The following is a 10,054-nucleotide window of genomic DNA, read 5'->3' as shown; positions in this document are numbered from 1 at the left end:
TCATTCCGTCGACTTCCCCCCGAAGGGTTCCGTCGATTTCCTGCGCTCGACTTGCATGTATTAGGCACGCCGCCAGCGTTCGTCCTGAGCCAGGATCAAACTCTCCAAAGAATTTGATATAGCTCTTGAAAATGACGAAGCTTGCGCTTCAATCAAAACTTGTAAAACTTTTTTGCCTCATCGTTCAGTTTTCAAAGTTCGTCAGTTAAGATGGTGGGCCTAAGTGGACTCGAACCACCGACCTCACGCTTATCAGGCGTGCGCTCTAACCGGCTGAGCTATAGGCCCATAATAAAAATGGTGCACCCTGAGAGATTCGAACTCCCGGCCTTTAGATTCGTAGTCTAACGCTCTATCCAGCTGAGCTAAGGGTGCATGGTGCGGTCGAGAGGACTTGAACCTCCACGGTGTTAACCACCACTAGGCCCTCAACCTAGCGCGTCTACCGATTCCGCCACGACCGCAGCGTAATTAAATGTTACGAGGAATAAAAATGGTGAGCCATGCAGGGCTCGAACCTGCGACCCTCTGATTAAAAGTCAGATGCTCTACCAACTGAGCTAATGGCTCAAATATAAGCTGGGCTGGAAGGGATCGAACCTTCGCATGTTGGAATCAAAATCCAATGCCTTACCACTTGGCTACAGCCCAACGTAAATGGCGGTCTTGACGGGATTTGAACCCGCGATCTCCTGCGTGACAGGCAGGCATGTTAACCCCTACACCACAAGACCAGTATACGCGCTTAAATTTGAAATGGTGGAGGATGACGGGATCGAACCGCCGACCCCCTGCTTGTAAGGCAGGTGCTCTCCCAGCTGAGCTAATCCTCCATATATGGTGACCCGTACGGGATTCGAACCCGTGTTACCGCCGTGAAAGGGCGGTGTCTTAACCGCTTGACCAACGGGCCATTTGTTTAACTGGTGTTTTCTAAAAAGTAAGTGGCGGAGACGGAGGGATTCGAACCCTCGCACCGGTTTCCCAGCCTACTCCCTTAGCAGGGGAGCCCCTTATAGCCGCTTGGGTACGTCTCCAAAATAAAATGGCTCCGCAAGTAGGATTTGAACCTACGACCTACCGGTTAACAGCCGGTTGCTCTACCACTGAGCTATTGCGGAACGTTGCTTGAATCTTTCAAAGTAACGATTTAAATTGTAACCGCAAACCCGAAACGTGTCAATCACTTTTTTAGAAAAGCTTTAAATTTTCATGCCGCGCTCTTAGCGACCTCTATAAGATATCACGGTCAAAAACGACCGTCAACACTTTTCAACAAAAAAAGTTGAGCAAAATGAAACCACTTTGCTCAACTCCGACTTTCTTCTTACTAATATAGATTTATTGTTTTTTAGGCTCTAGCATCGTCAGGCTGATCCGACCCCGGTTGGCATCGACTTGCTCGATCCAGACGGTGACGATGTCCCCGACCGCGACGACATCGAGCGGATGTTTGACGTAGCGGTTCGACAACTTCGAGATGTGGACGAGCCCGTCTTGCTTGACCCCGATATCGACGAACGCCCCAAAGTCGATGACGTTGCGGACAGTCCCTTGGAACTCCATCCCGACCTGCAAGTCTTCTAAGTTCATGACGTCCGTCCGTAAGAGCGGTTTTTGAATATCCTCACGTGGATCACGGCCCGGCTTGGCGAGTGACTTCAAGATGTCTTCGACCGTCGGCAGTCCCGCCTCAAGCGTTTCGCTGAGCACTCGGGCATCGACCGATTTCAACCGATCTCGCAACCCGGCCGTGCCGACCGCTGCTTTCGAGACACCGAGTTCCTTCAATAGAGATAACGTCAACTTGTAACTCTCTGGGTGGATCTCGGTTTGGTCGAGCACGTCGCTCCCGTTCGTGATACGAAGGAAGCCAGCTGCTTGCTCATACGCCTTCGCCCCAAGCCGCGGCACTTTCTTGATTTCTTTGCGGGTATTGAAGCGCCCGAACTCATCACGATACGCGACGATATTTTTTGCCGTCGTCTTATTGAGGCCCGATACGTACGTGAGCAACGACTCGGAAGCCCGGTTCACATCGACACCGACCATGTTGACGACGCTCTCGACGACGAACTCGAGTGAGCCTTTCAATTTGTTTTGACTGACATCGTGCTGGTACTGTCCGACCCCGACCGATTGCGGGTCGACTTTCACCAGCTCGGCCATCGCATCTTGGATCCGGCGGGCGATCGATACAGCCGAACGTTCTTCGACTTTCAACTCCGGGAACTCAGATCGCGCAATCTCGGAAGCCGAGTATATGCTGGCCCCGGCTTCATTGACGATTGCGTACGCGATCTCACGCTCGGCCGTCTTCAGCCAGTTCGAGACAAATTGCTCGGTCTCACGCGAAGCGGTCCCGTTGCCGATGACGATGACGGAGATCGGATAGCGTTTTACGAGAGATGAGAGCACTTTTTCTGAACCGGCCACGTCATGCTTCGGCGCCGTAGGATAGAACACGCCGACTTCTTCGACTTTCCCGGTCTCGTTGACGACGGCCCACTTACAGCCGGTCCGATAGGCCGGGTCGATGCCGAGCACGACGACTTCACGGAGCGGCGGCTGCATATAGAGCTGCTTCAAGTTCTTCGCAAAGACGTCAATCGCTTGTTCTTCAGCCGTCTCGGTCAACGAACTGCGGATTTCGCGTTCGATGGCCGGGAAGACCGATTTCTTGAACGCGTCCTTTATAGCGAGCGTCACAACATCCCGTTTCTCGGTCGGAAGACGATCGAACTTACTGAGTGCTCGTTTCAAGAACAACGTCTCATCAAAGACGAGCTTCACTTGGAGCACGTCGGTCCGCTCGCCCCGGTTCAACGCGAGAATGCGGTGCGGCACGATGCCGACTACTTTCTCCTCGTAGTCGTAATACTGGGCGAACACTTCTTTCTCATCTTCTGCCGCCTTTTTCTTTTGGGACCGGAGGAGCGCCTCGTTCCGCACTTTCGTCCGCAGCGTCTGGCGGAGCGTTGCCTCTTCCCCCCACTCTTCCCCGATGATTGCTTGCACGAACGGAAGCGCCTCTTCTAGCGCCAGTTCACCCGTGAGTCCCTCTGCTTGTTGTACCGAATAAGCAGATGCTTCCCGGAACCAGTCAGCGAGCGGCTGTAGCCCTTTCTCTCGTCCTTGCTCGGCTTTCGTTCGGCGCTTCGGACGATACGGCAAGTAAATGTCCTCGACTTGTTGGAGACTCGTCGCGACCTCGATGGCCCGTGTCAGTTCCGGCGTCGCCTTCTCGAGTTCTTCGAGTTTTGCGAGGACGTCCGTTTTCCGTTTTTGGAGACTCTCTTCATATTGGAGCGAGTCGAGGATCGCTTTGATCTCGACTTCGTCCAAATTCCCCGTCATCTCTTTTCGATAGCGGGCCATGAACGGGATCGTCGCTCCGTCCGACGCAAGTTGTTGTACCGTCTCGATTTGACTCGTCTTCAGCTTCAATTCGTTCGCAATCTTCGTAATCAATCGAATCACTTCCTTTTCTCTTCTCTATTGAAGTGTAGCAAACTCTGTAGAAGACGACAAAAAAACGATGACCGTTTAGTCATCGTTTGAGAATACTTCGTTGAGCGGGACTTTGATGGCCTCACGCAATTTCTCGAGCGCGCGTCGTTGTAGACGTGACACGTGCATCTGGGAAATACCGAGGAGTTCGCCCGTCTCTTTTTGACTCATGTTTTTATAGTAAGCACATTCTAAAATCGCTTGTTCCCGCTCGTTCAAGACGCTGAACGCCTTTTCGAGAATGAGGCGCTGGTCGACTGACTCATACCCACGCTCTTGGCTGCCGACGAGGTCGAGCAGTGTGACCGTGCTGCCTTCATTGTCCGCTTCGATTGAACTGTCGACCGAGAGCGCTTGATAGCTCTTGCCCATCTCGAGCGTTTCGAGAATTTCTTCATCGGAAACGCCAAGGTATTCGGCGATCTCATCGATGCGCGGTGACCGTTGCAGTTCTGTCGTCAGCTCTTCGACCGTCTTCTTGATTTTCGGTCCAAGCTCCTTGATCCGACGCGGCACGTGAACGCTCCACGTCTTGTCACGGATGAAACGCTTGATTTCACCGATGATCGTTGGAACGGCGAATGATTCGAAGCTGCGTCCGAACTCCGGGTCGAAACGGCGAAGTGCGGCGAGCAACCCGATCATCCCGACTTGCACGAGGTCATCATGGATGGCCCGGCCACGCGAGAATTTTCGAGCGAGCGCTTCAACAAGGTCTGAGTATCGGTTGATGAGGAGCATCTGGACTTCTTCGTTTTGATCGTCCTGTTGATAGCGCTCAATCCACTCTAATACTTCATCATCACTGTGATGGCGTTGTTGAGATTTTGCTGGCACTCTGATCCACCTCGTCCCTGTTAAGGAGTTTCGTCATCGTCACTTTGACACCGTTGTCCTTGTTGATCGAGACGTTATCCATTAACGCTTCAATGAGGAAAAGACCGAGTCCCCCTTCGTGAAGCGATTCGATTTCCGCCGTCTCCTCGACCGGAGCCGCTTGGCGTTTCACGTCGTCTGCGAACGTCTTGCCCGAGTCTTCGATCGTCATCTCGAGGCGGTCGTCGTGGACACCGCACGTGAGCTTCACTTCACCCTTTTGGTCTTCATAAGCGTGCTGAACAGCATTGCCACACGCTTCCGAGACCGCAATTTTAATATCCTCGATCTCGTCGTACGTATATCCCATACGGTTAGCGATTCCTGAGACGACTAAACGGACCACGCCGACATATTCCGGTTTGGCCGGGAACGTCATCACCGTCTGTTCGATGTTACTCATTTCGTGCCACCTCTTACGTTTGTATTGATCGACAATAACTTGTCTAGGCCTGTCAATTCAAAGAGACGGTTGACGCGATCGGTAACGCCGACGAGCGATAACTCTTTCTCGTTACGTTTGGCAATTTTAAGTGCGCCGACGAAGACGCCGAGACCTGTTGAGTCCATATAGTCGACTTCGTCCAAATGAACGATGACATCTTGTTCCGTAATCGCCGGGTGCAAGACCTCTTTCAATTTTGGTGCCGTATATGTGTCTACCTCTCCAGAAACGTAAAGGTGTAATTGTTCTCCAATGACTTGCTCGCGAATCGCTAAATCCATTGTATATTCCCTCCTAATGTTACGCATAGAAAAATTGAGTACGATTAATCATATTTCCCTTATTTCAGGATTTGAAACCACTTTTATCGATCTGTTTGAAAAAAAACCGATACCCATGTACCGGTTTAGTTATATGTAAGCTAGAGCGGGATTAATCCCATACTGATCTCTAGCGCTCGGTCAACTTTGTGCATCGTCTCATCATCGAGATGAGTGACTTTATCCGTCAGACGACGCTTATCAATCGTTCGAATCTGTTCAAGCAAAATCACGGAGTCTCGTTCGAGGCCGTGTTTGACTTGATATACTTCCACATGAGTCGGCAGTTTTGCTTTCTGGATCTGAGCCGTAATCGCAGCGACAATGACGGTCGGGCTAAAGCGATTGCCGATATCGTTTTGAATGACGAGAACCGGACGAACTCCACCTTGCTCTGAACCGACTACGGGCGACAGATTCGCATAAAACACGTCACCACGCTTTACGATCACTCCGCTCACACCCCGCTTACTTGACGTAAGAGAGCATGTTCGGCTTCCGTCTCAATCATCAGCATCTCTTCTGCCATATTCAAATTAAACGCAGCCATCTCTTGATAGCCTTTCGCCAATTCTTCACGCAGTGCTTGTTGTCGATCAGCAATTTCCTTAGACAAGTACGTCACTACATCGTTCAATGACAGTGATTCACGATCTTTCATCGAAATCGGACTCACATGCTGCGAGAACCGATCTGGAACGGACACTAGAGCACCCGCAGTTCGCTGTTTCAACATCTTGCACCTCCAGAATCGTTTCGGTGATTGGCGGAATTTTTCCCGCGTTCTTTATCAATATAACACGCAAGAATGGGAAAATATAGAGGATTCGCGAAAGAATTCAGATAATTTCACACGTTTATAATTTACACGTAGCGCCGTGGCAATCGACTCGTCAATTGACAAACGACCTCGTAATTGATGGTCCCGAGGTGTGCCGCGAGTTCATCGATGGCGACCGCCCCGCCGATCAACGTGACGACGGTGCCGACCGGGGACTCGTGCGGAAGGCGGATCATGAAGCGGTCCATGCACACCCGTCCGACGATCGGGCAACGCTCGCCCTCGACGTCGACTTCGAAGCCGCTCGCCTTGCGGATCCAGCCGTCGGCATAACCGACCGGTACCGTCCCGATCCATTCATCGGCCGTCGTCGTGTACGTCGCACCATAGCTGACCGTCTGCCCGGCTTCAAGCGTCTTCACTTGCATGAGTCGGCTCTTCAATGTGAACGCCGGTTTCAAGAACGCATACGCCGACGCCATCTCGCTCGATGGGTATAACCCGTACAGCGCGATGCCGACCCGGACAAGGTTATAGGGAACATCTTCTCCGGCCATCCGGATCGCCCCGGCCGAGTTCGATGTATGAATGTAGCGGAAGCGCGGGATGAGTCCGTCGATCAACTGACTGAACCGCTTTTGTTGCTCGTAATAGAGCGGACTGTCCGGTTCGTCGGCCGTCGCGAAGTGTGTATAAATCCCTTCGACGTCAAAGCGATCGTCGGCTGCGTCGAGAAGTGCATCAAGTTCGGCCCGTGTCCGCAAGCCGAGACGCCCCATGCCCGTGTCGACTTTGACGTGGACGGTGAGCGGGCGCTCGGTCACATACGCTTTCGCCTCACGTAACCAGTCGGCCGAGAACACGGAGAGCGTCACATCATGCTCGGCCGCGACTCCGGCGTATTCTGGGAACTGTGCTTCCATGACGAGGATCGGGGCGGTGATACCGGCGTCTCGAAGCTCGATCGCTTCTTCAAGCAAGGCGACTCCGAGCATCGTCGCCCCGTTTGCGAGCGCGATGTGCGCGACCTCGACGGCCCCGTGCCCGTAGGCGTTCGCTTTCACGACCGCCATGAGCGCTTGCGGGATACGTTTTTTGATTTCGATGATGTTGTGGGCGATCGCCGCCCGGTCGATTTCAATCCAACTTGGACGAAACATGGTGATCCCCCTCTTCAATGATAACTTGTGCAACGGCGTACCGTTCGCTATGGCTGATGCTGACATGGATCCGGCCCGGGTGAGGCGCCGTCATATGCGGGCGTCCCGTCTCGTCCGGCAATATTTCAATCTGTTGCCACGACAAGCCGCGGGCGATGCCTGTCCCGACCGCTTTGGCGTAAGCTTCTTTCGCCGCGAACCGACCGGCGACGAACTCGATTCGGCGTTCGTCTGAATACGTGAGGGCGAGCCCGCGCTCTGCCTCCGTCAGCACTCGGTTCATAAAGCGAGGTTGTTCGATCGAGCGAGCGATCCGTTCTAGCTCGACAATATCGATTCCGATTCCCGCAATCATAGGACACTCGCTCCTTTCCTTTTCCACTCGTTTCCTTATACAATTAAGAAAAGAGGTGATGCTATGTTTAGTCGTACTGAGAATGTTCAAACGTTCGTACGGGCGTATCCGCTCGTAACGCTGTTCATTGTAATCCAACTGCTCGTGTTTGTCATCGATTCTTTGATGCCCTCACTGCGTATCGTCGCGCTCGGAGGGTCGTTCCACCTCGCGCTCGCCCAAGGCGAGTGGTACCGTCTCGTGACAGCCAACTTCATTCATTTAGGGCTCGGTCACTTGCTGTTCAACTCGTTCGCGCTCATCATTTTTGGCCCCGCCATGGAACGCATGGTCGGTCATGTGAAGTTCGCCGTGTTTTACATTGTAGCTGGGGCACTCGCCAACTTGTTGACGTTCTTCACGGTGAGCGAACTGTTCTATTTGCAAGCTGGTGCTTCGGGTGCGATTTTAGCGATTCTCGGCTTCTACGTGTTCATCGGCCGTTTCCGCCGTACGCTCATCAACAGTCAAGATGCGCGACTCGTCTTCATCTTCGTTGCCATCAGCGCCGTGTTCACGCTCATCGGGGCGAACGTGTCGCTTTGGGGACACGTGTACGGCTTCTTGGCCGGGTTCTTGCTCGCGATCCCGCTGTCTCGTTTCACGGTGCCTTACTCGCGTCCGCTCCGTTACGGGAAGTACAAGCCGCGGAAGTATGCTCCGCCCGTCGTCCACTCGAGCGATAGCAAATGGATTTTCTACGTCATTATCGGGCTCGCCGTTTTCGGCTTGTTCGCACGGTTCTTATGAAAAAATGGCCAAGCGCTCAGCGCTTGGCCATTTGAATTAGATCTGATTTTTATGACGTGCGTCTTGGAGCGCGTCGACCAAGTCTTTGACGTCTTCGACGAGGTTTTGGATCGTGTCTTGGTTTTCTTCGTACAACGCCTTCAAGTCCATGACGCGATCTTTCAAGCTGCTTTTCGATGAGGCTTGGAGCCCGACCGAATGTGATTGCGTCGATGTGTCCGTCGACTTGAGTCGTGACTTTATCCCTTTGAGCTGTCTGATCTGCTGATCGCGTGTCTCTTTGTGGAGCAGCGATGCGCTGGCACCGATAATGGCACCTGCCGCCAGACCCATCCAGAAGTAGTTCTTGTTCATAAAAAAATCCTCCCCTAACGTGACGTTATGTTTATTATAGGTTATCCGGTTCACTGACGACATAGTGTTTTATGATCGGACCGGCCCCTTTTTGTTCGACGGCTTCTTTCAATCGTTCTTGAAACAGTAAGTAGTCGGTCGAATCACGGAACCGATTTCCTTCTTCAGTGAATTGAATGATGACAATCCCATGGTTGTCGTCCGGGTCAACGCCGAGCCGATACGCGGCAAATCCGTTGTGCCCAGACCCGAGACGGGACTTTTCTGTCAGCAATCGGTGGAACAAGAGCGACCGGGCGTTCGAGTCGACCGGGATGTTCGCATAGATGATATTCCCTGTCGCCGCGAATTGTCCTGCCGCTTCTTCGATTTGGAACGTCTTCCCACTCTGGAACGGGGACTTGTCCCCTTCAGCAAGCAAGATTGTCTCGTTGCCGCTCGCGACGATGACGCCCGGTTCCTTGCGCAACCGGTCGGCGACACTGCCTGAGGCGAACGTCATAAACAGTTTAGACAAATTCCTCACAGCCTTTCGCGAGCATGATGTCCTTCTCTGTGATGCCTCCTTCGTCGTGTGTCGACACGGTGAGCGTGACGTTGCGATACTCGATCAATATGTTCGGATGATGGTTGAGCGTCTCGGCCATATCGGCAACGAGATGAACGAATTGGATCGCCTCCGGAAACGTCTCAAGGCGATACGTTTTCTGTAGCTCCCCTTCGACAACTTCCCAGCCCGGTAATCGTGACAACTGTTCAGACAGTTCGGTCGATGACAAAATCATCAGCTGATTCCCCTTTCGATTGCAGTTCCTCTTACACTTACTACCCGACCAAGCGCGAAAATAATCTTTTTCGCATGCCGTAAAATGATTTAGAATAAGAAAGATAGCCAAATCATTCTTCACAAGAGAGAGGAGACTTCCCATGCGGGCATTGATCGTCATTGATTATACGTTTGATTTTATCGCAGACACGGGTCGTTTGACTTGCGGGAAACCCGGGCAAGACATAGAAGAACGAATCGTCCAGTTGATCGAGGAATTTTCAACAGAGGACTACGTCGTCGTCGCGAACGACGTCCATGACGCCGGCGACACGTATCACCCTGAAACGACGTTGTTCCCACCCCACAACATTCGGGGCACGGAAGGTCGCGAGTTGTACGGTGCCGTCAAACCCGCCGCCGAACGCGCCGATCATTGGATCGACAAGACGCGTTACAGCGCCTTCGCAGGCACAGACCTTGACCTTCGCCTACGTGAGCGCGGCATCCATGAAGTCCATCTCGTCGGTGTATGCACCGACATCTGTGTGCTCCATACGGCCGTCGATGCGTACAACCTCGGATACAAGATCGTCGTCCATGCGGATGCGGTTCAAAGCTTTAACCCGGTCGGACACGACTGGGCGCTCGAACATTTTGTCACGACCCTCGGAGCTACTGTGACCGGGAAGTGACGC

At 52.8% G+C, this 10,054-nt stretch carries 13 protein-coding genes, 10 tRNA genes and 1 rRNA gene; 2 read left to right on the top strand and 22 right to left on the bottom strand.

Features of this window, described 5'->3' with window-relative positions; translation table 11 throughout:
* The 19 genes from EVJ30_RS11005 to acpS form a co-directional block, all read right to left on the bottom strand.
* Nucleotides 1–111, bottom strand: a 16S ribosomal RNA gene (locus EVJ30_RS11005); the annotation flags it as partial.
* A 100-nt stretch (nt 112–211) separates the two neighbouring features.
* A tRNA-Ile gene (locus tag EVJ30_RS11000) sits at nt 212–288 on the bottom strand.
* A gap of 10 nt (nt 289–298) precedes the next feature.
* Nucleotides 299–375: transfer RNA gene (locus tag EVJ30_RS10995), tRNA-Arg, on the bottom strand.
* A gap of 1 nt (nt 376) precedes the next feature.
* Nucleotides 377–464 (bottom strand) — tRNA-Leu (locus EVJ30_RS10990).
* A gap of 30 nt (nt 465–494) precedes the next feature.
* A tRNA-Lys gene (locus tag EVJ30_RS10985) sits at nt 495–570 on the bottom strand.
* 9 nt (nt 571–579) lie between these two features.
* Nucleotides 580–651, bottom strand: a tRNA-Gln gene (locus EVJ30_RS10980).
* Nucleotides 652–658: 7 nt separating this feature from the next.
* Nucleotides 659–734, bottom strand: a tRNA-Asp gene (locus tag EVJ30_RS10975).
* A gap of 23 nt (nt 735–757) precedes the next feature.
* Nucleotides 758–833 (bottom strand) — tRNA-Val (locus EVJ30_RS10970).
* Between the two features lie 5 nt (nt 834–838).
* A tRNA-Glu gene (locus EVJ30_RS10965) sits at nt 839–913 on the bottom strand.
* Between the two features lie 32 nt (nt 914–945).
* Nucleotides 946–1,037 (bottom strand) — tRNA-Ser (locus EVJ30_RS10960).
* A gap of 9 nt (nt 1,038–1,046) precedes the next feature.
* Nucleotides 1,047–1,121 (bottom strand) — tRNA-Asn (locus EVJ30_RS10955).
* A gap of 220 nt (nt 1,122–1,341) precedes the next feature.
* Entirely contained in the window at nt 1,342–3,471 is a 2,130-nt protein-coding gene (locus EVJ30_RS10950) for a Tex family protein (protein WP_131469092.1), read from the bottom strand.
* Between the two features lie 75 nt (nt 3,472–3,546).
* The gene (gene sigB / locus EVJ30_RS10945) at nt 3,547–4,347 is read right to left on the bottom strand and encodes an RNA polymerase sigma factor SigB (RefSeq protein ID WP_131469085.1); all 801 of its coding nucleotides are present in this window, start codon (nt 4,345–4,347) and stop codon (nt 3,547–3,549) included.
* Nucleotides 4,313–4,789: an anti-sigma B factor RsbW gene (gene rsbW, locus EVJ30_RS10940; protein WP_131469083.1), complete on the bottom strand. Its 477-nt coding sequence runs from the start codon at nt 4,787–4,789 to the stop codon at nt 4,313–4,315. Before rsbW ends, sigB begins: the two co-directional genes overlap by 35 nt.
* Complete coding sequence (locus EVJ30_RS10935; RefSeq protein WP_016510528.1) at nt 4,786–5,112, bottom strand: STAS domain-containing protein; 327 nt, start codon at nt 5,110–5,112, stop codon at nt 4,786–4,788. Before EVJ30_RS10935 ends, rsbW begins: the two co-directional genes overlap by 4 nt.
* 140 nt (nt 5,113–5,252) lie before the next feature.
* Nucleotides 5,253–5,603, bottom strand: coding sequence for a type II toxin-antitoxin system PemK/MazF family toxin (locus EVJ30_RS10930; RefSeq protein ID WP_016510516.1), 351 nt, complete (start codon nt 5,601–5,603; stop codon nt 5,253–5,255).
* A 5-nt stretch (nt 5,604–5,608) separates the two neighbouring features.
* Nucleotides 5,609–5,887, bottom strand: coding sequence for a hypothetical protein (locus EVJ30_RS10925; protein ID WP_070329223.1), 279 nt, complete (start codon nt 5,885–5,887; stop codon nt 5,609–5,611).
* A gap of 128 nt (nt 5,888–6,015) precedes the next feature.
* Nucleotides 6,016–7,092: an alanine racemase gene (gene alr / locus EVJ30_RS10920; RefSeq protein ID WP_131469081.1), complete on the bottom strand. Its 1,077-nt coding sequence runs from the start codon at nt 7,090–7,092 to the stop codon at nt 6,016–6,018.
* Nucleotides 7,070–7,447, bottom strand: coding sequence for a holo-ACP synthase (gene acpS, locus EVJ30_RS10915; RefSeq protein WP_070329221.1), 378 nt, complete (start codon nt 7,445–7,447; stop codon nt 7,070–7,072). Before acpS ends, alr begins: the two co-directional genes overlap by 23 nt.
* A gap of 63 nt (nt 7,448–7,510) precedes the next feature.
* Between acpS and EVJ30_RS10910 the strand changes: the two genes are divergently transcribed.
* A complete protein-coding gene (locus EVJ30_RS10910; protein WP_131469079.1) occupies nt 7,511–8,236 on the top strand; it encodes a rhomboid family intramembrane serine protease in 726 nt (241 codons plus the stop codon).
* Nucleotides 8,237–8,272: 36 nt separating this feature from the next.
* Here EVJ30_RS10910 and EVJ30_RS10905 read toward each other — a convergent pair whose 3' ends face one another.
* The 3 genes from EVJ30_RS10905 to EVJ30_RS10895 are packed head-to-tail and all read right to left on the bottom strand — an operon-like array spanning nt 8,273 to nt 9,375.
* Nucleotides 8,273–8,590, bottom strand: a complete 318-nt coding sequence (locus tag EVJ30_RS10905) for a hypothetical protein (RefSeq protein ID WP_131469077.1) — start codon at nt 8,588–8,590, stop codon at nt 8,273–8,275.
* Between the two features lie 34 nt (nt 8,591–8,624).
* Nucleotides 8,625–9,107, bottom strand: coding sequence for a hypothetical protein (locus EVJ30_RS10900; protein ID WP_236634026.1), 483 nt, complete (start codon nt 9,105–9,107; stop codon nt 8,625–8,627).
* On the bottom strand, nt 9,100–9,375 hold the full coding sequence (locus EVJ30_RS10895) for a 4a-hydroxytetrahydrobiopterin dehydratase (RefSeq protein WP_131469075.1): 276 nt from the start codon (nt 9,373–9,375) through the stop codon (nt 9,100–9,102). The genes EVJ30_RS10900 and EVJ30_RS10895 overlap by 8 nt, the downstream gene beginning before the upstream one ends.
* A 142-nt stretch (nt 9,376–9,517) precedes the next feature.
* Between EVJ30_RS10895 and EVJ30_RS10890 the strand changes: the two genes are divergently transcribed.
* A complete protein-coding gene (locus EVJ30_RS10890; protein WP_070329216.1) occupies nt 9,518–10,051 on the top strand; it encodes a cysteine hydrolase family protein in 534 nt (177 codons plus the stop codon).
* Nucleotides 10,052–10,054 lie beyond the last annotated feature (3 nt).

Origin of the sequence: Exiguobacterium sp. SH5S13, from assembly GCF_004337085.1 — a bacterium.
Classification (GTDB): domain Bacteria; phylum Bacillota; class Bacilli; order Exiguobacteriales; family Exiguobacteriaceae; genus Exiguobacterium; species Exiguobacterium aurantiacum_A.
This window is presented reverse-complemented; position numbering and strand designations above follow the sequence as displayed.